Annotated in this window: 19 protein-coding genes; 11 read left to right on the top strand and 8 right to left on the bottom strand. The window is 61.0% G+C overall.

What is annotated here, in order from left to right; all coding sequences use genetic code 11:
* Positions 1-69: 69 nt before the first annotated feature.
* From ACYZUD_RS05260 to ACYZUD_RS05230, 7 genes are read left to right on the top strand one after another with little or no spacing between them, the layout of a single operon-like run.
* Positions 70-747, top strand: a complete 678-nt coding sequence (locus ACYZUD_RS05260) for a thermostable hemolysin (protein ID WP_462022947.1) — start codon at positions 70-72, stop codon at positions 745-747.
* On the top strand, positions 737-2,218 hold the full coding sequence (locus ACYZUD_RS05255) for an AMP-binding protein (protein ID WP_462022946.1): 1,482 nt from the start codon (positions 737-739) through the stop codon (positions 2,216-2,218). Before ACYZUD_RS05260 ends, ACYZUD_RS05255 begins: the two co-directional genes overlap by 11 nt.
* Complete coding sequence (locus ACYZUD_RS05250; protein ID WP_462022945.1) at positions 2,215-2,889, top strand: TenA family transcriptional regulator; 675 nt, start codon at positions 2,215-2,217, stop codon at positions 2,887-2,889. The genes ACYZUD_RS05255 and ACYZUD_RS05250 overlap by 4 nt, the downstream gene beginning before the upstream one ends.
* Positions 2,876-3,685, top strand: a complete 810-nt coding sequence (locus ACYZUD_RS05245; protein ID WP_462022944.1) for an SDR family oxidoreductase — start codon at positions 2,876-2,878, stop codon at positions 3,683-3,685. The genes ACYZUD_RS05250 and ACYZUD_RS05245 overlap by 14 nt, the downstream gene beginning before the upstream one ends.
* Entirely contained in the window at positions 3,682-4,326 is a 645-nt protein-coding gene (locus tag ACYZUD_RS05240) for a tetratricopeptide repeat protein (protein ID WP_462022943.1), read from the top strand. Before ACYZUD_RS05245 ends, ACYZUD_RS05240 begins: the two co-directional genes overlap by 4 nt.
* 11 nt (positions 4,327-4,337) lie before the next feature.
* Positions 4,338-5,000, top strand: a complete 663-nt coding sequence (locus ACYZUD_RS05235; RefSeq protein WP_462022942.1) for a response regulator — start codon at positions 4,338-4,340, stop codon at positions 4,998-5,000.
* Positions 4,997-6,415, top strand: a complete 1,419-nt coding sequence (locus ACYZUD_RS05230; protein WP_462022941.1) for an ATP-binding protein — start codon at positions 4,997-4,999, stop codon at positions 6,413-6,415. The genes ACYZUD_RS05235 and ACYZUD_RS05230 overlap by 4 nt, the downstream gene beginning before the upstream one ends.
* A gap of 1 nt (position 6,416) precedes the next feature.
* Here the strand turns inward: ACYZUD_RS05230 and ACYZUD_RS05225 are convergent, their stop codons facing one another.
* The gene (locus ACYZUD_RS05225; protein WP_462022940.1) at positions 6,417-7,307 is read right to left on the bottom strand and encodes a LysR family transcriptional regulator; all 891 of its coding nucleotides are present in this window, start codon (positions 7,305-7,307) and stop codon (positions 6,417-6,419) included.
* 133 nt (positions 7,308-7,440) lie between these two features.
* Here ACYZUD_RS05225 and ACYZUD_RS05220 point away from each other — a divergent pair, with 133 nt between their 5' ends.
* Together ACYZUD_RS05220 and ACYZUD_RS05215 are read left to right on the top strand one after the other, a co-directional pair.
* Positions 7,441-9,087: a GMC family oxidoreductase gene (locus ACYZUD_RS05220; protein WP_462022939.1), complete on the top strand. Its 1,647-nt coding sequence runs from the start codon at positions 7,441-7,443 to the stop codon at positions 9,085-9,087.
* 216 nt (positions 9,088-9,303) lie between these two features.
* A complete protein-coding gene (locus ACYZUD_RS05215) occupies positions 9,304-10,926 on the top strand; it encodes an MFS transporter (protein WP_462022938.1) in 1,623 nt (540 codons plus the stop codon).
* Positions 10,927-11,122: 196 nt separating this feature from the next.
* On the opposite strand, the gene ACYZUD_RS05210 is transcribed toward ACYZUD_RS05215, so the two are convergent.
* The 7 genes from ACYZUD_RS05210 to ACYZUD_RS05180 form a co-directional block, all read right to left on the bottom strand.
* Positions 11,123-12,424 (bottom strand): MSMEG_0569 family flavin-dependent oxidoreductase, encoded by a 1,302-nt coding sequence (locus ACYZUD_RS05210; RefSeq protein WP_462022937.1) that lies wholly within the window; start codon positions 12,422-12,424, stop codon positions 11,123-11,125.
* 50 nt (positions 12,425-12,474) lie between these two features.
* Positions 12,475-12,810 carry an MSMEG_0570 family nitrogen starvation response protein gene (locus tag ACYZUD_RS05205; RefSeq protein ID WP_462022936.1) on the bottom strand — a complete coding sequence of 112 codons (336 nt, stop codon included), beginning with the start codon at positions 12,808-12,810 and terminating at the stop codon, positions 12,475-12,477.
* Position 12,811: 1 nt separating this feature from the next.
* Positions 12,812-13,843 (bottom strand): sll0787 family AIR synthase-like protein, encoded by a 1,032-nt coding sequence (locus tag ACYZUD_RS05200; RefSeq protein ID WP_462022935.1) that lies wholly within the window; start codon positions 13,841-13,843, stop codon positions 12,812-12,814.
* On the bottom strand, positions 13,836-14,396 hold the full coding sequence (locus ACYZUD_RS05195; RefSeq protein WP_462022934.1) for an MSMEG_0567/Sll0786 family nitrogen starvation N-acetyltransferase: 561 nt from the start codon (positions 14,394-14,396) through the stop codon (positions 13,836-13,838). Before ACYZUD_RS05195 ends, ACYZUD_RS05200 begins: the two co-directional genes overlap by 8 nt.
* Positions 14,397-14,410: 14 nt before the next feature.
* Complete coding sequence (locus tag ACYZUD_RS05190) at positions 14,411-15,493, bottom strand: MSMEG_0568 family radical SAM protein (protein ID WP_462022933.1); 1,083 nt, start codon at positions 15,491-15,493, stop codon at positions 14,411-14,413.
* On the bottom strand, positions 15,480-16,457 hold the full coding sequence (locus tag ACYZUD_RS05185) for a Nit6803 family nitrilase (protein WP_462022932.1): 978 nt from the start codon (positions 16,455-16,457) through the stop codon (positions 15,480-15,482). The genes ACYZUD_RS05190 and ACYZUD_RS05185 overlap by 14 nt, the downstream gene beginning before the upstream one ends.
* 132 nt (positions 16,458-16,589) lie before the next feature.
* Positions 16,590-17,072 carry an MSMEG_0572/Sll0783 family nitrogen starvation response protein gene (locus ACYZUD_RS05180; protein WP_462022931.1) on the bottom strand — a complete coding sequence of 161 codons (483 nt, stop codon included), beginning with the start codon at positions 17,070-17,072 and terminating at the stop codon, positions 16,590-16,592.
* Between the two features lie 242 nt (positions 17,073-17,314).
* Between ACYZUD_RS05180 and ACYZUD_RS05175 the strand changes: the two genes are divergently transcribed.
* Both ACYZUD_RS05175 and lldD read left to right on the top strand, forming a co-directional pair.
* Positions 17,315-19,210 carry a sigma 54-interacting transcriptional regulator gene (locus ACYZUD_RS05175; RefSeq protein WP_462022930.1) on the top strand — a complete coding sequence of 632 codons (1,896 nt, stop codon included), beginning with the start codon at positions 17,315-17,317 and terminating at the stop codon, positions 19,208-19,210.
* An 87-nt stretch (positions 19,211-19,297) separates the two neighbouring features.
* A complete protein-coding gene (gene lldD, locus ACYZUD_RS05170; RefSeq protein ID WP_462022929.1) occupies positions 19,298-20,446 on the top strand; it encodes an FMN-dependent L-lactate dehydrogenase LldD in 1,149 nt (382 codons plus the stop codon).
* The last annotated feature ends 11 nt before the right edge of the window (positions 20,447-20,457 follow it).

The raw sequence follows: 20,457 nt of genomic DNA, 5'->3' as shown, positions 1-20,457 counted from the left end.
TCACCTTCAGACTCCGTTAAGAAATGCCTCTGATACTCCTCCCACACTTAACCCGGGAGGCGTCTTCCAATGCCCGATTTCGACTGGAACATTCCTCTACCCCTGCGCTTCGGCCAAGCCGAAATACCGCATATGAGCCTGGCCCGAGCGTTACCGGACGAGCCCCAGCGTCCGGTCTTCGAAGCCTTTATTCAGCAACGTTTCCGCAAGGCCCACGGTGCCGACATACGTCATTTCATGCCGGAACTGTTCGGTATGAACAATGCGTCGGGTGAACTCTGTGCAGTGGCCGGTGTACGTCTGGCGAGCAGCGAACAGCTGTTTCTTGAGCGTTACCTGGATGAACCGATCGATCCACTGATCAGCGCCGCGGCCGACCGCCCCGTGGACCGCGCCGGCATTGTCGAGGTGGGCAATCTGGCTGCCAGCGACACCGGCAGTGCGCGAATGAGCATCATCGCCATCACCTACCTGTTGGCCATGGGCGGCCTTGAATGGGTGGCGTTCACCGGCAACATCGGTCTGGTGAACAGCTTCCATCGCCTGGGCTTGAAACCGGTGACCCTGTGCGCCGCCGACCCTGCGCGGCTGGGCGACGACCGCCATAGCTGGGGCAGCTATTACGAGAGCAAGCCCTGGGTGCACGTTGGCAATATCCGCGCCGGCTTCATCCATTTGAGCAATGTCGGGATGTTCAATCGCCTGGGGTTGCCAACGTCCATCGAGGATTCCAGCCATGTCGCCTGAAATGGAACGTTTCAAACAGACCCTGCGCAGCCATGCCGAACGCAAGACCAACGCCATCGCCTTATGGGGCGATCATCTGAAACTGGACTACGCCACGCTGTACGCCGAAGTGGTGTATCGCCAGCAGCGCCTGCGCGATGAACACGTCAAGGTGGTTGCACTGGCGCTCGACAATGGCGTCGACGCCATGCTCTGGGACCTGGCCGTGCTGTTCGAAGGCCTGACCTGCCTGACGTTACCGCCCTTCTTCAGCCCGGCACAACGCAGCCATTGCCTGGAGCAGAGCCAGGCCGGACTGGTGATCGCCGAGCAGGCGCTGGAAACCGAACTGCAAACGGCCGGGTACGAGAAAACCGGTGAGTTCTGGCGCCGCACCTTCAGCGGCCCGAGCAGGATGCCCGAAGGCACCGCCAAACTGACCTTCACCTCTGGCACTACTGGCACGCCCAAAGGTGTGTGTCTGAGCGCCGAGAGCATTTTGAGAGTCGCCCGCGAGCTGGATCAGGCCAGCAAACCCACCGATCCGCAGCATCACCTCGCTCTTCTTCCGTTGGCGATACTGCTGGAAAACCTCGGTTGCTATGCCACGTTGTATGCAGGTGCGACCTTGAGCCTGCCCAGCCAGAAAACCCTGGGCATTCAGGGCGCCAGCGGTGTTGATGTGCCACGCCTGCTTGGTTGCCTGGCCACCCGCGCACCCGAGAGTCTGATCCTGGTGCCGCAGTTGCTGCTGATATTGGTCAGCGCCGCCGAGCAGAAAGCCTTCAGCCCCTACGCCCTGCGTTTTGCAGCGGTGGGTGGCGCGCGGGTTTCCGAAGAATTGCTGCATCGTGCGCAACGTATCGGCCTACCGGTCTACGAAGGTTACGGGTTGTCGGAGTGCGCATCGGTCGTGTGCCTGAATCGGCCAGAAGCACGCCGCCCCGGCAGTGTCGGCCGGCCCCTGCCCCATGTGGAGATTCGCCTGGCCGACGACGGCGAAGTGATGATCAAGGGTTCGACCTTGCTCGGTTACCTGGGAGAAACACCGCACGCCAACGAATGGTGGCCCAGCGGCGATCTCGGCGAGTTCGACCCCGAGGGTTTTCTCTACCTCAAGGGGCGCAAGAAGCATCAATTCGTCACCAGTTTCGGCCGCAACGTGAACCCTGAATGGGTCGAGGCCGAATTGACCCAACGCCGTCATATCGCCCAGGCCTTCGTCTACGGCGAAGCCCTGCCGAGCAACCACGCGCTGCTCTGGCCCCATCGCCCGGACTGCACCGACGAAGAACTCGCCGCCGCCGTGGCCCAGGCCAACGAGGCCTTGCCCGATTACGCGCGGGTCCATCACTGGATCCGCCTGGACCAACCCTTCACCCCTGCCAATGGCCTGCTGACCGCCAATGGCCGCCCGCGCCGCGACGCCATCGTCGAACGTTACCGCGAGCAACTGACTGAATCGGCACTTTTCGAGGAATCCGCATCATGAGTTTTTTCGACACCCTACAAGAAGCTACCCAGGAAGAACGCATTGAGTTGTTCAATCTACCGATCATCCGCGATGCCCTGGAGGGCAAGGTCAGCCTGGAAAGCTACCGGGCCTTTCTGGCCCAGGCTTACTACCACGTGCGCCACACCGTGCCATTGATGATGGCCTGTGGCGCGCGCCTGCCACAGCGTCTGGAATGGCTGCGTGAAGCAGTGTGCGAGTACATCGACGAAGAATACGGCCACGAACAGTGGGTGCTCAACGATATCGAGGCCTGTGGCGGTGACAAGGAGGCAGTACGCGATGGCCGACCGTCGTTGCCGATCGAGCTGATGGTCAGCTTTCTCTACGACCTGATAGCCCGCGACAACCCGGTTGGCCTGTTCGGCATGGTCAACGTGCTGGAAGGCACCAGTATCGCCCTGGCCACCCTCGCCGCCGGCAGTATTCGCGAACGCCTGGACTTGCCGGAAAGTGCCTTCAGCTACCTCAGCTCGCATGGGTCCCTGGATATCGAGCACATGCAGACCTATCGCCGACTGATGAACACCCTCGACGATCCGTCCGACCAGGCCGCCGTGATTCACGCGTCCAAGGTGGTGTACACGCTTTACACCGACATGTTCCGCGGCTTGCCGCGCGACGGGGAGAACCTGCATGCGCCTGACTGAGGCTCGCGTGGTACTGACCGGTGCCAGTGGCGGCATCGGCCTGGCGATAGCCACTGCCCTGTGCGCCAGTGGTGCCCGGGTACTGGCGGTGGCTCGACATCGAGAACCGCTGGAGCCATTGCTCGAACGCTATCCGCAACATCTGTGCTGGATCGGCGCGGACCTGACCTTTCTGTCCGACCGGCGCAAAGTGCTGGCCGCAGCCGAGGCCATTGGCGGCATCAACTTGCTGATCAACGCCGCCGGCGTCAATCACTTCGCCATGCTCGAACAGATGGAGGACGGTGACATTAACGCGATGCTGGCGGTGAACATCAGCGCACCGATCTGTCTGACCAAAATCCTGCTGCCGTTGCTCAAGCAAGCCGAGAGCGCGATGGTGGTCAACGTCGGTTCAACTTACGGCTCGATCGGATACCCCGGTTACGCCAGCTATTGCGCCACCAAGTTTGCCTTGCGCGGGTTTTCCGAAGCCCTGCGCCGGGAACTGGCGGACACCCGGGTCGGTGTTTTGTACGTCGCGCCGCGCGCCACCCGCACGAGCATGAACAGCCCGGCGGCGCAGGCCTTGAATGACGCGCTCAAGTCCAATGTCGATGACCCGAAAACCGTCGCTTCGGCGGTGATCCACGCCATTGCCGGCGACCACCGCGACCTGTACCTGGGCTGGCCGGAGCGCTTCTTCGTGCGCCTCAACAGTCTGCTGCCCCATCTGGTGGACCGGGGTTTGCGCAAGCAATTGCCGCTGATCCGTCGCCTGAGTCAAAAGCCCGACAACGAGGACCTTAAACCATGAAAAAATTCGCCGTTTACCTGCTGCTGGGAGCCCTGAGCCAGAGCGTCTGGGCCTTGGAAAACGCTGACCAGCAACGCCTCAATGGCATCCAGCAAAGTTGGGCACACATTCAATACGAACTCCCCGCGGACCAACGCACCGCGGCGTTCGAAAAACTCGCGGCCCAGGCCTCGGCGTTCACTCAGGAACGCCAATCGGTGGCCGAAGCCTGGATCTGGTCCGGCATCGTCACCAGCAGTTGGGCCGGCGCCCAGGGCGGGCTCGGGGCACTTAGCAAGGTCAAGGATGCCAGGGCCGACCTGGAGAAAGCGCTGACCCTGGACCCCAAAGCCCTGCAAGGCTCGGCCTACACCAGCCTCGCTGCGCTGTATGACCGGGTGCCCGGCTGGCCCATCGGCTTCGGCGACGCCGACAAGGCCGAGCAATTACTCAAACAAGCCTTGCAACTCAACCCGAACGGCATCGATAGTCTGTACTTCTGGGGGGATCACCTCTACCGTCAAAAGCGCTACGGTGAAGCCAAAGCGGCGCTGCAAAAAGCCCTGCAAGCGCCACCACGGCCGGGTCGCGAAACCGCCGATGCCGGGCGCCGCAAGGAGATCGATGCGTTGCTGGTGGACGTGAACAAGAAACTCAACTGACAGGAGTCAGCGTGCGCTTATTACTGATTGAGGATGACTTGGCCCTGGGTGAGGGCATCCATCAGGCCTTGGGCCGCGAAGGCTATACCGTCGACTGGTTGCAGGACGGCAGCAGCGCCTTGCACTCGCTGCTCAGCGAAACCTTCGATCTGGCGGTGCTCGACCTTGGCCTGCCACGCATGGACGGGCTCGAGGTGCTGCGTCGCTTGCGTGACAGCGGCTCCAACCTGCCGGTGCTGATCCTCACCGCCCGGGATGCCACCGAGGACCGCATCGCCGGGCTGGATGCCGGAGCCGACGATTACCTGATCAAACCCTTCGATCTGGCCGAACTCAAGGCGCGTCTGCGGGCCTTGTTGCGGCGCAGCGCCGGTCGCGCCCAAGTGCTGATCGAACATGCCGGCATCAGCCTCAATCCCGGCACACAGCAAGTCAGTTATCAGGGCGAACCGGTGGCACTGACACCCAAGGAATATCAGCTGCTTCACGAATTGCTCTCGCCGCCGGGCCGGGTCATGACCCGCGATCATTTGATGCAGTTGCTGTACGGCTGGAACGAAGAAGCGGAAAGCAACACCCTGGAAGTGCACATCCATCACTTGCGCAAGAAATTCTCCAGCGATCTGATCCGCACCATCCGCGGTGTCGGTTACCTGGTGGAGGAGCTTCGATGACTTCGATCCGGCGCCGCACCCTGACGCTGATCATCGGACTGATGCTCGCCGGGTTGGCAGTGATCAGTGTGTTCAACCTGCACGACAGCAACCACGAAATCGCCGAAGTCTACGACGCCCAACTGGCCCAGAATGCCCGGCTGCTGCAGGGTGTGATGCGCATGCCCATGGCCAGCAAGGAACACACCGAGCTGTATCAGGCGTTCAACAAGGCCCTGAGCGAAGCGGTGCCAAGGGTCGATGGCCATCCTTATGAAAGCAAGATTGCCTTTCAGGTCTGGAATCGTCAGAACGAAGTGCTGGTGCACACGGCCAGCGCGCCCTCCTTCACTGCGCCCCCGACGAAGCCCGGTTTCAGCGAGGTAGTGGACCTGAACAGCCGCCACTGGCGCGCGTTCATGCTGGAAGACAAACAGAATGATCTGCGGATCTGGGTCGGCGAACGGGATGACGTGCGCTCGGACCTGGTGGATCGGATCGTGCGCCATACCCTGTGGCCCAATGTACTGGGCAGCCTGATTCTGGCGGCGATGGTCTGGCTGGCCATTGGTTGGGGCCTCAAGCCCCTGGCCGATATGGCGGCGACATTGCGGGCGCGGCACAGCGGGTCGCTGGAGCCGCTGCAACTGACCCCGCTGCCCAGCGAACTGGAACCGATGCAAGCAGCGCTTAATCGCATGCTTGCGCAGATTCAGGAAGTGCTTGAGCGAGAACGTCGCTTCATTGCCGATGCCGCCCATGAAATGCGCACGCCCCTGGCGGTGTTGCGGGTCCATGCACAAAACCTGCTGGAGGCCGGTACCGAACAGGAACGCCGGGAGTCTCTGGAGTTCCTGATCGCCGGTGTCGACCGTACCAGCCGCCTGGTCAATCAATTGTTGACCATGGCTCGCCTCGAACCTAAAGCCGTGGCGCCGGTGCTGCACACCATTGACTTGACCGAAACCGTACGCGACTGCCTGGTTCAGCTCACACCCTGGTTGCTGAGTAAAAACCTTGAGCTGGCCTTCGACGTCAACGACCGTCCCTTTAAAGTGGTCGCGGACGCTGCCGCCATCGACATCGCCCTGAACAACCTGGTCAGCAACGCGGCAAACTTTTCCCCCGAACAGGGCGTTATCACGGTGCAGTTAAGTCAGGCGGACGGGTTCTATTCGCTGAGTGTCGAGGATCAGGGTCCGGGTATCGACGAAGCAGATCGCGGGCGATTGTTCGAACGTTTTTACAGCCGTGGCAATGCCCAGGGAGCCGGATTGGGGCTGACGATCGTCAATACCATTGCGACCCGGCTGGGTGGACGGATCACGCTGGTCAACCGGCCTGAAGGCGGGTTGCGGGCGACCCTGTCGATTCCGGACGGCCAGCCCCACGGCCCGTTGCAGCGAACCACCCGCGAACCACCGCCAAAGGGTTGAGTCATTGCGGTCCCAGCAGTAAATCCTGCTCACGCTCACACAACTGCACCACGTAATCCCACAACACCCGCAGCCGCACGGATTTGTGCAACTCGCGGCGGGTGCTGATCCAGTAGCTGCGCTGGATGCTCTCATCCGGCAACAGCGGCACCAGGCCTGGATCGGCGCTGGCCATGTAGCACGGCAGAACGGCGATTCCCAATCCTGAACGCGCCGCCTCTTGTTGGGCGATGACGCTGGTGCTGTGAAAGACCACCTGCGGGTTGCGGCAGAAGCTGTTGAGGAACATCAATTCCTGGCTGAACAGCAAGTCGCCGACGTAGCCAATCCAGGCGTGACGCCCGAGGTCTTCGCGGCTGTGCAGCGGTGGTGAGCGATCCAGATACGCCTGGCTGGCATACAGTGCCAGGCGATAGTCCGTGAGTTTGCGGGTGACCAGCATGTCGGCGGCCGGGCGTTCGAGGTGAATGCTGATCTCGGCTTCGCGGTTAAGGATGCTGACAAAGCGCGGCACCGCCACCAGTTCCACTTCCAGCCCGGGGTAGCGCTCGAACAGGCCGTTCATGCGACTGGCGAGGAACATGATCCCCAGGCCCTCCGTCACGCCGACGCGAATCTTGCCCAGGGGCGCCGTGGACTGAGTGATCTCTTCCTGAGCCAGCAACGCGACGTTTTCCATCGCTTCGGCGTGTTTGAGCAGCGCCTCTCCGGCCGGGGTCAGTTCATAACCCTGGGCGTGCTGAACGAACAACGCGGTACCGAGGCTCTTTTCGATGGCTTCGATGTGCCGGGCCACGGTGGCGTGGGTGGTGTTCAAACGGCGGGCAGCGGTGAGCAAACGCCCGCTGCGCTGCAACTCGAGAAAAAACCGCAGGTCATTCCAGTCGAACATGAATCGTCCTTTGGGCTTCGCTATTTAAGGCGCTGTCTAAAAACGCACAGCGGCTGCGTAAAAACTAACATTCTTTTGACGAAAGCTAACAACTAGGATGGCCAACAACAAGAACAACAATACGAGGTCAGGGATGCAGACTTCCCTTGATGAATTCGACTACATCGTGGTCGGGGCCGGGCCGGCCGGCTGTTTGCTGGCCAATCGGCTGTCGGCCAACCCGCAACACCGGGTGCTGCTGCTCGAAGCCGGTGGCCGCGATAACTATGCGTGGATTCACATCCCCGTGGGTTACCTGTTCTGCATCGGCAACCCGCGTACCGACTGGTGCTTCAAGACCGAAGCGCAACCCGGCCTGCAAGGCCGTGCCCTGAGCTACCCGCGTGGCAAGGTGCTCGGCGGCTGTTCGTCGATCAACGGCATGATCTACATGCGCGGCCAGGCCGGTGACTATGACGGCTGGGCGGCTGACGGCAATCCCGGCTGGAGCTGGAACGACGTCCTGCCACTGTTCAAGAAAAGCGAAAACCACTTTGCCGGCGACTCGGAATTTCACGGCGCCGCCGGGGAATGGCGAATCGAACGCCAGCGTCTGTCGTGGCCGATCCTCGACGCCTTCCGCAGCGCCGCCGAGCAAAGCGGCATCGCCAGCATCGATGACTTCAACCAGGGCGACAACGAAGGCTGCGGCTACTTCCAGGTCAATCAGAAAGCCGGGATCCGCTGGAACGCAGCCAAGGCGTTTCTCAAACCGATCCGCCATCGGCCCAATCTCACCGTATTGACCGATGTCGAAGTGGATCGCGTACTGCTGGAAAACGGCCGCGCCTCAGCCGTCAGCACACGCTGGCAGGGTCAGGCGAAAACCTTCAAGGCGCGCAAGGAAATCGTGCTGTGCGCCGGCTCCGTCGGCTCACCGACCATCCTGCAACGCTCCGGCATCGGCCCTCGCCCGCTGCTGGAAAAACGGGGGATCGGCGTTGCCCATGAACTGGCCGGCGTGGGCGGCAATCTGCAGGATCACCTGCAACTGCGGCTGATCTACAAACTGGAAAACACCCGCACCCTGAACCAGATCGCCGGCAGCCTCTGGGGCAAGATGGGCATGGGCCTGCGTTACCTGTACAACCGCAGCGGCCCGCTGTCCATGGCGCCAAGTCAACTCGGGGCCTTCGCCCGTTCAGGGCCGGAACAGACCTCGGCGAATCTCGAATACCACGTGCAACCGCTGTCGCTGGAGCGCTTCGGCGAACCGTTGCACGCCTTTCCCGCGTTTACCGCGTCAGTCTGCGATCTACGGCCGCACAGCCGGGGCCGAGTGGAGATCCGTTCGGCGAATCCGCAGGAAGCGCCGCTGATCCAGCCCAATTACCTCAGCCATCCAGAAGACCTGCGGGTCGCCGCCGATGCCATTCGCCTGACCCGGCGCATCGTTGCCGCCCCCGCTCTGCAAGCGTTCAAACCGGTGGAGTACCTGCCCGGTGACCGCTTGCAGAGCGAAGAGGAGTTGCACGAAGCCGCCGCCCGCATCGGCACCACGATATTCCATCCGGTCGGCACCTGCCGCATGGGCAACGACGCGGACGCGGTGGTCGACGCCGGGTTGCGCGTCCACGGCATCCCCGGCCTGCGCATCGCCGACGCCTCGATCATGCCGCGCATCACCTCGGGCAACACCTGTTCGCCTACGTTGATGATTGCCGAAAAAGCCGCACAACTGATCCTTAACCCAACGACAAGGAGCCTGACCTCGCCAATGGAACTGGTTACGAATGCCTGAACTCCATACACGAACACTGTAGGAGCGAGCTTGTTCGCGATGAACCTGAGAACGCCGCGGAGTATCAGGCTTGCAGCGTTATCGTTGACGACCATCGCGAGCGAGCTCGCTCCTACAGGAACACGTACACCCGATGCATCGACAGTAGCGGCACCCGCCCACAAGGCTGGCGCCGACAGTGGAACAACAAAAACAATCACTGTGAGGGACACCGATATGTCAGAACATGTTCAGCCTCTGGAAGCCGTACGCAGCGCGGGCACTAGCCGCGAGACCCAGAAAGTCATCTTCGCCTCGTCGCTCGGGACGGTCTTCGAGTGGTACGACTTTTTCCTCTACGGCGCCCTCGCGGCGGTCATCAGCAAACAGTTTTTCGCCGGGGTCAACGACACCACGGCGTTCATCTTTGCGCTCATGGCGTTCGCCGCCGGCTTCATCGTGCGGCCATTCGGCGCGCTGGTGTTCGGGCGACTGGGGGACATGATCGGGCGCAAGTACACCTTCCTCGCCACCATCATCCTCATGGGCGTGGCGACTTTCTGCGTCGGGCTGCTACCGACCTACGCCAGCATCGGCATCGCCGCGCCGATCATCCTCGTGGTGCTGCGCATGCTTCAGGGCCTGGCCCTCGGTGGCGAGTACGGCGGCGCCGCTACGTATGTCGCGGAACACGCGCCGATGGGCAAACGCGGTCTCCACACCAGCTGGATTCAATCCACCGCCACCCTCGGCTTGCTGCTGTCGCTGCTGGTGGTGCTCGGTTGCCGCTACTTCACCGGTGACCAGTTCGAAGTCTGGGGCTGGCGGATTCCATTCCTGCTGTCGATCGTGCTGCTGGGCATCTCGACCTGGATTCGCTTGAGCCTGCACGAATCGCCCGCGTTCGTGAAAATGAAAGAAGAAGGCAAGCTCTGCAAATCGCCGCTGCGTGATTCCTTCGGCAAATGGGAAAACCTGAAAGTCGTGTTGATTGCCCTGTTCAGCATCAACGCCGGGCAAGCGGTGACGTTTTATGCGGCGCAGTTCTACGTGCTGTTCTTCCTCACTCAGTTCCTGAAGATGGACCCGGCCCTGGCCAACAGCCTGCTGATCGTCAGCGTGATCATCGGTGCGCCGTTCTTCATCTTCTTTGGCTGGCTGTCAGACAAGGTCGGGCGCAAACCGGTGTTGATGATCGGCCTGCTGCTGGCCACGGCGCTGTACTTCCCCATCTTCAAGTCCATCGCCCATTACGCCAACCCGGCCATCGACCAGGCCAGCCGCCAGGCACCGATCACCGTGCTGGCCGACCCGGCGACCTGCACCTTCCAGTTCGACCCGGTGGGCAAGGCGAAATTTGACAGCCCATGCGACAAGGTCAAGGCCTTCCTGGTCAAACAAGGCCTGCCCTACAGCAGCGAAGCAGCCCCGGCCGGAAGCGGCGTGCAGGTCAGCGTCGGCGAAGTGAAAATCGATGGCTACGACGAAGCGGCCCTGCGTGGCGCGGTGACATTGGCGGGGTATCCGTCACAAGCCGATACGCAACAGGTCAACAAGTCCATGATCGTGGCGCTGATGGTGGTGCTGATCATCATTTCCGCCATGTGCTACGGCCCGCTGGCAGCGCTGATGGTCGAACTGTTCCCGACCCGTATCCGCTACACCTCGATGTCCCTGCCCTACCACATCGGCAATGGCTGGTTCGGCGGTTTCCTGCCGACGGTGTCGTTTGCGTTGGTGGTGTACACCGGGGACATCTTCTACGGGCTGTGGTACCCGGTGGTGATTACCGGGGTGAGCCTGGTGGTGGGGATGATCTGTCTGCGTGAAACCAAGAATGTGGATCTGGATAAAAACTGACGGTAACGCCCAAAAAAGCGCCCCGCGAATGTGATAATGCCGTTCCCCTGTAGGCGCGAGCTTGCTCGCGATGGTCGTTAACGATAACGCCTGTTTACTGGCTAAACGCGGCGCTCTTGAGTCCATCGCGAGCAAGCTCGCGCCTACAGGGGACCGGTATTACGGCAATGCGGGGCGTTTTCATTTCCTCGCACGATCACCTGGCAAGCATTCGCCTTGCCTGCTGGCTCGACTCACTGTGCGAAGCAGCAATGTGATCCACCAGATACCGCGCATCCTGTGCAACCCCGGAAAAACGCCCGGAGCCCCAGGTGTACAACCACGGCAATCCAAGGAAGTACAAACCAGCCTGCGCCGTTATTCCACGCTGGTGGCCAGGATGACCGCGACCATTGAAGACCGGTGCTTCGACCCAGGTAAAGTCCGGGCTGAAACCGATGCACCAGATAATGCTGGTGATCCCTTCGGCATCAAGGTCCAGCTCGCTGCGCTCTCGCTCAGGCACCCAGATCGGCTCGTAACGCGCACCCAGCGGGGCGTCAATCCCGTGCTGCTCGATGTACTTGTCGATGGACGCATTGATCCGGTTGTAGACCGCATCGGCACTGTCCAGGCTCTCGCCGAGGTTGTCGACAAACTGCAAGCGAGTGCCCTGCAACCCGTCCAGGCGACCGAATAATTCCATGCCCTCGCGGGCAAAGCTGCGCAGGTCAATGTCACGGCCGCCATCGCGACCGGTGACGTAGTGGTTGGTGTTATCGCGCACACCTTCACGCAGCGGATGAGTGTCCACACCGATGTCGTAGTAACCCATTTCCGCCAGCCAATCGACCACGTCCTTGCCCCGATAAAAGCGAGCGCAACGCGGCGCATCACCGACCGCCAGATAGACCTTGCGACCGGCCAGGTGCAGGTCTTCAGCAATCTGCGCCCCCGATTGCCCAGAACCGACCACCAGCACGTTGCCAACGGGCAACGCTTGTGGGTTGCGATATTGCTCGGAGTGAATCTGATGAATGCTCGCCGGCAAACGCTCGGCCAGGCGCGGGATGATCGGCGTGTGATAGCCACCGGACGCGACAATCACCTGATCGGCGCTGAACTCGCCTTGAGAGGTGTGCACCTCGAAACCACCGGCGGCACGAGGGACCACGCGCTGCACCGCAACGCCTTCGCGGACCGGCGCGTTGACCGACTGGACGAAGCCGGACAGGTATTGGTTGATCTCGTCCTTTTTCATGAAGCCGTGTGGATCGCTGCCCTTGAAATCGTCGATGTAGGTGTAACCCGGCAATGCGCACTGCCAGTTGGGGGTCACCAGACTGAAGGCGTCCCAGCGCTGGTTGCGCCAGGTGTGAGTCACGCTGTGCTTTTCCAATACCAGATGATCGATGCCCTGTTGTTGCAGGTAGTAACTGGCGGACAACCCGGCCTGGCCGCCGCCGACGACGATCACGCTGTGGTGGGGAGGTTTGATAGAAGTGAGATGGCTGGTCATGGGGCGCTCCGGTATTCGGTGACACAAGGGTTAGAGGAAAAAACAATCAATCAGAATGAGCCCCAGCCCGCGCCGAGCACCTGGCCGGCGCCTTCGGTACGCATGCTGAGAACGTCCACCTGCCCGGTGGCGTGGGTTGGTTCGACGAGATAGCTGGCCTGCCCCTTGAGCGAGCTCAAGGTGTCCATGGCCGAACTGCAATAGAAGCCCTTGACCTGCTTGACCCGCTCCGAGGCATTGTTCAAGGCGCTTTCGACTCGTTGCAGAAAATCCGCCAACGGGTAACTCGCGCCCTCCTCCAGGTATTGATAAATCACGGTCGAGGGTGAATAGCCGGTCGCTTCCTTGCCATTGGGCCAACGAATTCTGAAATTGACGGCGGGCATGTCAGTGCTCCTGTTGATCAAGGTTTAAAGGGGTCAGGTCGAGATGGGGGTAGCTGAAGCCGGTAAACGCCTGCTCACGCAGGTTCCAGAATTCGCCGCGTTGCTCGCCGACCCGCACGCTGAGCACGCCGCTGGAATCGACCTGACCGATGCGCTCGCAACGCACACCTTCGAAAGCAAACGCGGTCTGCACGTGCGCCCAGTCGCGCTCATCCAGCGTCATCAAAAAGCCGTAGCTGGGGAACACCTGCAACCAGCGAGCGAGGTCGGCCTCCGGCGGACACGGCAGCGCATTCAAATCGATCGTCGCTCCGCAGCCGGTGGTTTCCAGTAGCATCAGCAGGCTGCCGAGTACGCCGGCGTTGCTGATGTCCTTGGCCGCGTGCAGCAGCTCGGCTTCGGCCAGTCGCGGCAGCACTTCGAGTTTGCTGCGCAGGCGTTCGGCCGGTACACCTTCGAAGGCTTTCCAATACGTACTGTCGGCATGCCAATAGCCTTCAAGGTCCACCGCCATGGCGATGACCTGGCCGGGAGCGACATGCAAGGTCGACAGTAATGTGTGGGCAATGCCGGTAATCGCCACCGCCAGCGTGGTCGGGTTACCCGCCACGAGACTGGTGTGCCCACCGGCCAGCAACAAGCCATAGGCTTCGCAGGCCGCACGGATACCCGCCAACAGTTCGTCTGCGGCAGCGTTGTCGTGATGCCAAAAAGCGTTGACCACCGCCGTGGCACGACCGCCCATGGCGGTGATGTCGCTGACATTGGCCATCACCGCCGACCACCCGGCAAACCACGGCGCCACCTTGACGAAGGCCGGCAACATGCCCTCGATGGCCAGCAGCTGAAAATGATCGCCACAGGCAATGGCGGCCGTGTCATCGCCGGGCAAGGCGTAAAGCTGCTCACGGGTCAGCGCTGGTTTTGCGCCACCGATCACGGCGGCAGGCTGCTGGATCGCCTGTTTCGAACGCATCGCCGGCGTGTTGCGCAAAGTGTCGAGCAGCGCCGCCAAATCAAAAACGTCATTCATGGCGAGCCACCTTCAGCGCACGTAATGAAACCTGACGCGGCATCAATGGGTAGTTCGGCAAATCAGCCTGCATCAAACAATGGGGCTGCCCGAGCAACGCCAGTTGTTCAAGGGTGTGCCAGTGCAGCGCATGAAAATATCCTTCGTTCTGCGCCTGCACGGTCGCGCGAAAAACCTCGCACCCCAGCTCCTTGGCCCGCGACACGGCTTCGTTGACCAGCGCCTTGCCGATCATGCTGTGCCGCCGATACGCCGGGGCCACACACAACCGACCGCCAAACCACAGGCCCGGCTCTGGCTGATAAATGCGCACCGCGCCCACCACCTGATCGGCGATCCCGCAGTTGCCGGCCAGGGCGACGATGGCGATGGCCTGGAAATCATGGCTGTCCTTGTCCTGCAGCAGCAGTTGTTGCTCATCGGAGAACACCGAGCGGCGCAGGGCGAAATAGGCCTGCTTCTCCCAGTTTTCGCTGGCGGGCTTGACCGCCAGTTCACCCGCCCGAAACGGTTCGAAGGTGCTGTCGACCAAAGCAAAAGCGAGATTCGGCATGGGAGTTCTCCGGCTTATTCGTAACTTTTCAGGGCCGAGCACGCGCCGCATTTGGCGCAGCCGGCGTTGATCCGGTCGGAGTGCAGACCGTGACGGCGCAGGCTGGCGCCGATCTGCGGGTAAAGCCGGGCCATCATCGCGCTGTCGGGTTTCGGGTGATGGGCCAGCGGCGTGCCATCAATGGGCACGAATGGCACCACGAACGGGTACACACCCAGTTCACACAAACGCTCGCTCATCTCACTGATTGCCGCTTCGCTGTCGCCCAGGCCGGCCAGGATGTAGGTACTGACCTGGCCCCGACCGAAGACCTCGACTGCCGCGCTGAAAGCTTCGAAATAGCGGCTCAGCGGTACTTCGGCCTTGCCCGGCATGATCCGTTGGCGCACCTCGTCGGTCACCGCTTCCAGGTGCATGCCGAGAGAGACCACGCCGCTGTCGGCCAGGCGCTGGAACCAGCGATCGTCGTCCGGCGGCTCGCACTGGGCCTGAATCGGCAGATCGACCGCAGCGGTCACCGCAGCGGCGGATTCACACAAAATCGCCGCGCCACGGTCCGGGGTTTGCGGCGTGCCGGTGGTCATCACCATGTGCTTCACGCCATCAAGCTCCACCGCAGCTTTCGCCACTTCCGCCAGTTGCTGCGGACGTTTGCGGGCGATGGTTTTGCCCGCTGCCAGCGACTGGCCGATGGCGCAGAACTGGCAGGAGGTGCCGCGATCATTGAAGCGGATGCAGTGCTGCAACACCGTGGTCGCCAATACATCACTGCTGTGCAGCGTGGCGATTTTCCAATAGGGAATGCCGTCGGCAGTGCTCAAACCGTAGAACTTCGGCACGCCGGGCATCTGCACCTGACCGACCTGTAAGCCTTCGCGAAAGATCAGCGCTTGGCTGCCATCGGCGCTGGGTTGCGCTTGATAGGGTGAATCCTGCGAAGCTTGATTGAGGATCGGCACCATCAGGGTTCGGCTGCCGACACTCAGCGCCTTGTGGTCGGACGGCCCCGCGCCACCTTGTCGCGACAAGCCGTTTTGTGCCGCCGGCCAGCGCACGCCGTGGCATTGCAGCTCGGCCAGCAATTCATTGGTTTGCATGATCGGGCTCCTCGGTGGCAACCGCTACCACGTGGGCGCCGCGTTCATGCACGTGCGCCGTGGGCGTGCGGTCGATCAACAGGCTGAGCAGTTCCGGACGGCTGTAGTGCCCGACCGAATCCATCATGCGTTTGCGCTTGTCGATCAACGCCAGATCAAGGTCGGCAATCACCACGCCTTCACCGGAACGCAGCGGTTCACCGAGCAATTTGCCTTCGGGCGACACGATGGCGGTGAAGCAACCGCCCGAGATCGGACCGAGGCCACAACCGGTGTCCTGCATGATTTGGCCCTGCTGATCCGCATCCAGCCACGCGGTGGCATTGACCACGAAGCAACCGGATTCCAGCGCGTGATGGCGAATGGTGACTTCGATCTGCTCGGCAAAAATGTCGCCCACCAGGGAGCCGGGAAACATGGCGACGTGAATCTGCTCGCCGTCGGCCATCAAGGCATAACGGGCCAGCGGGTTGTAATGCTCCCAGCACGCCAGCGAACCAATGCGCCCGACCGCACTGTCGATGGCACGCAAACCGGAACCATCACCCTGCCCCCAGACCATGCGCTCGTGGTAGGTCGGGGTGATTTTGCGTCGATGCTGAATCAGGCTGCCGTCGGCATCGAAGAGTAATTGCGCGTTGTAGATCGTACCGCCATCGCGTTCATTGACGCCGATGGAGACGACCATCCCCGCTTGCTTGCAGGCTTCGCCAATGGCCAGCGTCGCGGCGGACGGAACGGTAACGGATTGATCCAGCAACTTGAGGTGCTGTGCGCCCATGGCAAACGCCGGCTGCACAAACGAAAAGTACGGGTAGTAAGGCACCACCGTTTCCGGGAACACGGCGAACTGCACGCCTTGTCGACCGAGGACGATGATCTGTTGGCAGACCTTGTCCACGGTGCCTTCGCGACTGTAAAGCACCGGGCTGATCTGTACGGCGGCGGCGCGAATGATGGCCATGAGCGGTCCCTGAAGTAAGTAATGTTCGAAAGATCGACAGCGGTCCTGTGGAAGCGAGTTTGCTCGCGATGACGGTGTGCCTGAACCGCCGCCATCGCGAGCAGGCTCGCTCCCACAAAGGCTTTTGTGCTGTCAGGCGGTCCAGGTATCGATGATCATCGCGCCTTCACGGCGCATCAGCAGGCGCAGGTCCATCACGTCCAGCGGGTTGATCGGGCGGATGCCTTCGATCAGGGCTTTTTCGGTCTGGCCATACAACGCTTGCAGGGCGAAACGGCAGGCGTAGACCTCACCGCCCTCTTCCATGAACTGCATGAGCTGCTTGTTCACCGCCAGGTGACCGGGAAACGCTTCGGCACCCAGGGTCGGGAAACCACGCTGCACGCCCAGTTGCACCCCTGGCCCGTACAGCAGGATTTTGGTTTCGAACCCCTTGCGCAGCAGACGCTTGGCCTGAAGCATGTTGACCAGGCCGATGGAGCCCTCGAAGGCGATGGTGTGGAAGGTGATCAGGACTTTTTCGCCGGGTTCGGCTTTGACGTCCTCGAAGACTTTCTCTTCGTAATTGACCAGGAAGTCGCCGTCTTTGTAATGGGGGATGTCCACGCTTGGCATAGTGTCGCTCTCCAGTTTCTTTTTGCTTGAACGTCAGCCTGAGTGGGCTGCCGGGTTACAGGAGAGAGAGCGAACGCCGTGCCAGGAAATAAAATAAATTTTCCTGCGCAGGTAACTGTTTGATTTATTTGAGAATGCCCATCTGATCCGCTTTTTAATGATGTATCTGATGCTATCGGTGAATCACGCATTCCCGTAGAAATACGAGTATTCGTAGCAGCAAATCACGAGATCTCGTAGTCATGAACGAATCAGACTCACTCAGCGGCTGGGCCGATCTGGCGTATTCGTCGCGGCACATGGTGTTCGAGCATTGCGCCGAAGCCATCGCCCTGCTCAACCCGTTTTCCGATCGGTTGGGCGACTTGAACATCGCGGCCTGCAAACTGCTCGGCTACCCGCGCCAGGAGTTGCTGGAGCTGCCGGTGAGCAAGTTGTTCGGCCACCAGTTGGCGGACCTGATCGTGTTCACCCAAGCGGTGATGGACAAAGGTCGCGGCTGGACCGAAGAGCTGAGCTGCAACTGCAAAAGCGGCGAACGCATCGAGCTGGAAATCTCCGCCACCACGCTGCAGATCAAGGGCGAGCAACAACTGATTCTGGTGATGCGTGAGCTGAGCCATGAGAAATACCAGCGTGACCAGGCCCACACCGAGCGCACCATGCGCGGTGGGTTGATCGAGTGGCGCAACATTCTCAACCTGTTCCAGGAAAGCGAACGCGATAACCAGCTGTTGCTCAGTTCGGTGGGCGATGGCATCTACAGCATCAACAGCGAGGGCCTGGCGACCTTCGTCAACCCGGCCGGCGCGCGCATGCTGGGTTGGGAACCGCAGGACATGATCGGCAAGAACATCCATCGCATTCACCACCACACCCACGCGGACGGCAGCCATTACCCGGTCGAAGAGTGCCCGATCTACAAGGCCGTGCGCGACGGCGTGGTTCATGAGGGTCGACAAGAGGTGTTCTGGCGCCGTGACGGCAGCTCGTTTCCGGTGGAATTCACCAGCACCCCGGTGATTTCCGATGGCCAGATCGTCGGCGCCGTGGTGGTGTTTCGCGACATCACCGAGCGGCGCAGCACCGAAAACCAGCTGCAAAGCGCCCTGGCAGAACTCAAGGTGCTCAAGGAGCGGCTCGAAGAACAAAACGCGTACTTGCAGGAAGAGATTCACATCGAACACAACTTCCGCGAGATCGTCGGCCAGAGCGAGCCGATCATCAAAATCATCAAGCAGATCGACGTGGTCGCCCCCACCGATGCCAGCGTGCTGATCAACGGCGAGTCGGGGACCGGCAAGGAGCTGATCGCCCGCGCGATCCATCAGGCCAGTCGCCGCAACGCCAGCCCGCTGATCCGGGTCAATTGCGCGGCAATCCCTGCGGAGTTGTTTGAGAGCGAGTTCTTCGGGCATATCCGTGGCGCCTTTACCGGCGCCGTGCGTGATCGAATCGGTCGTTTCGAGCTGGCCGACGGCGGCACGCTGTTTCTCGATGAAATCGGCGAAATTCCCCTGGAGTTGCAAAGCAAACTGCTGCGGGTTTTGCAGGAAGGCCAGTTCGAACGGGTCGGTGAAGAGCGCACCCGTAAAGTCGATGTGCGGATCATTGCCGCGACGAACAGAGATCTTCGCCAGGAAGTCGCCGCGAAGCACTTTCGTGAAGACCTGTATTTCCGGCTCAACGTTTTTCCTATCCAGTCTCCGGCGCTGCGTGAACGTCCGATGGATATTGCGCCCCTGGCGGCGCACTTCCTCAAACAGACCGGCAAGCGCCTGAACATGCCAGGGCGGCGCCTGCGCAACAGCGACATCGAACGGCTGCAACGGTATTCGTGGCCGGGGAATATTCGCGAGTTGCAAAACGTCATCGAGCGCGCGTTGATCACCTCCAACGGCGCGGACCTGAACCTGGACTTGCCGGATGAGTCGACACTCGCTCAGAGCAGTACGCCCCTGAACCCGACCAGCCCGTCCATTTTGACCGACGCACAAATGCGCGACCTTGAGCGCAGCAACATGCAAGCCGCACTGACGGCGACAAAGGGCAAACTCTTTGGCAAGGGGGGTGCGGCAGAAATACTGGGCATCAAACCCACGACGCTGGCTTCCCGGCTCAAGCGGCTGGATATTTAGAGACGGTATGAGCCTGTCGCTGCATACGCTAACCTGATCCCAAGGCTCCACGGAGCCACTGCCCATCACTTCTCAGAACGAGGCATCATGATCATTTCATCTGCATCCGACTATCGCGAGGCGGCACGTCGCAAACTCCCCCGTTTTTTGTTTGATTACATTGATGGAGGGGCTTATGCAGAGCATACGTTGAGGGCCAACAGCGCCGATCTGACCGGCATCAGCCTGCGTCAGCGCATCCTCAAAAACGTCGAAACCCTGAGCCTTCAAACCACCCTCTTCGATCAGCCACTTTCAATGCCGATCATATTGGCGCCGGTGGGCCTGACGGGCATGTTCGCCCGTCGCGGTGAAGTGCAGGCTGTGAGAGCGGCGGAAAACAAAGGCATCCCTCTTTGCCTGTCAACGGTTTCGGTATGCTCGATCGAAGAGGTTTCGGCACAAAGCCAACAATCCATCTGGTTTCAGCTGTATGTGTTGAAGGACAGGGGCTTCATGAAAAATGCGCTGGAGCGTGCCAAGGCCGCCGGCGTGAAGAACCTGGTGTTTACCGTCGACATGCCCACGCCCGGCGCCCGGTACCGGGATGCTCATTCAGGCATGTCCGGTCCTTTTGCATCATCGCGGCGAATGCTTCAGGCCATGACCAGACCCGACTGGGCGTTCAACGTCGGCGTCATGGGGCGGCCACACGACCTGGGGAATATCTCGAAGTACCTTGGCAAAGCCGTGACGCTCGAAGACTACATGGGTTGGCTGGCGAATAACTTCGACCCGTCGATCAGCTGGAGCGATCTGGAGTGGATTCGTGATTTCTGGAAAGGCCCGATGATCATCAAAGGCATCCTCGATCCCCAGGATGCCAGAGACGCGGTCAGCTTTGGCGCGGATGGCATTGTCGTGTCGAACCACGGCGGGAGGCAGCTGGACGGTGTGCTCTCCACCACCAAGGCCTTGCCGCCCATCATGCAAGCCATCGGCAATGACCTGACGGTGCTGGTCGACTCGGGAATCCGCTCGGGGCTTGATGTCGTGCGGATGCTGGCGCTGGGCGCAAAAGGCGTATTGCTGGGGCGTTCGATGGCCTATGCGCTGGCCGCCGATGGTCAACGCGGGGTGGAAAACATGCTGGATATTTTCGCCAAGGAAATGCGCGTAGCGATGACCTTGACCGGGGTGACCTCGATTAGTCAGATTGATGAATCGACGCTGGTGGATGTTCGATCTTTTGGTTGAGCATTCCGGTG

This window comes from Pseudomonas sp. XS1P51 (assembly GCF_054897845.1).
The sequence above is the reverse complement of the archived record's forward strand: the minus strand, read 5'-3'. Positions and strand labels throughout refer to the sequence as shown.

Coding starts and splice junctions, on each gene's coding strand:
- ACYZUD_RS05180 (WP_462022931.1), bottom strand. CDS start 17,072: ATGCCAAGCGTGGACATCCCCCATTACAAAGACGGCGACTTCCTGGTC.
- ACYZUD_RS05250 (WP_462022945.1), top strand. CDS start 2,215: ATGAGTTTTTTCGACACCCTACAAGAAGCTACCCAGGAAGAACGCATT.
- ACYZUD_RS05260 (WP_462022947.1), top strand. CDS start 70: ATGCCCGATTTCGACTGGAACATTCCTCTACCCCTGCGCTTCGGCCAA.
- ACYZUD_RS05200 (WP_462022935.1), bottom strand. CDS start 13,843: ATGAATGACGTTTTTGATTTGGCGGCGCTGCTCGACACTTTGCGCAAC.
- ACYZUD_RS05205 (WP_462022936.1), bottom strand. CDS start 12,810: ATGCCCGCCGTCAATTTCAGAATTCGTTGGCCCAATGGCAAGGAAGCG.
- ACYZUD_RS05220 (WP_462022939.1), top strand. CDS start 7,441: ATGCAGACTTCCCTTGATGAATTCGACTACATCGTGGTCGGGGCCGGG.
- ACYZUD_RS05210 (WP_462022937.1), bottom strand. CDS start 12,424: ATGACCAGCCATCTCACTTCTATCAAACCTCCCCACCACAGCGTGATC.
- ACYZUD_RS05230 (WP_462022941.1), top strand. CDS start 4,997: ATGACTTCGATCCGGCGCCGCACCCTGACGCTGATCATCGGACTGATG.
- ACYZUD_RS05190 (WP_462022933.1), bottom strand. CDS start 15,493: ATGCAAACCAATGAATTGCTGGCCGAGCTGCAATGCCACGGCGTGCGC.
- ACYZUD_RS05175 (WP_462022930.1), top strand. CDS start 17,315: ATGAACGAATCAGACTCACTCAGCGGCTGGGCCGATCTGGCGTATTCG.
- lldD (WP_462022929.1), top strand. CDS start 19,298: ATGATCATTTCATCTGCATCCGACTATCGCGAGGCGGCACGTCGCAAA.
- ACYZUD_RS05245 (WP_462022944.1), top strand. CDS start 2,876: ATGCGCCTGACTGAGGCTCGCGTGGTACTGACCGGTGCCAGTGGCGGC.
- ACYZUD_RS05255 (WP_462022946.1), top strand. CDS start 737: ATGTCGCCTGAAATGGAACGTTTCAAACAGACCCTGCGCAGCCATGCC.
- ACYZUD_RS05225 (WP_462022940.1), bottom strand. CDS start 7,307: ATGTTCGACTGGAATGACCTGCGGTTTTTTCTCGAGTTGCAGCGCAGC.
- ACYZUD_RS05215 (WP_462022938.1), top strand. CDS start 9,304: ATGTCAGAACATGTTCAGCCTCTGGAAGCCGTACGCAGCGCGGGCACT.
- ACYZUD_RS05240 (WP_462022943.1), top strand. CDS start 3,682: ATGAAAAAATTCGCCGTTTACCTGCTGCTGGGAGCCCTGAGCCAGAGC.
- ACYZUD_RS05185 (WP_462022932.1), bottom strand. CDS start 16,457: ATGGCCATCATTCGCGCCGCCGCCGTACAGATCAGCCCGGTGCTTTAC.
- ACYZUD_RS05195 (WP_462022934.1), bottom strand. CDS start 14,396: ATGCCGAATCTCGCTTTTGCTTTGGTCGACAGCACCTTCGAACCGTTT.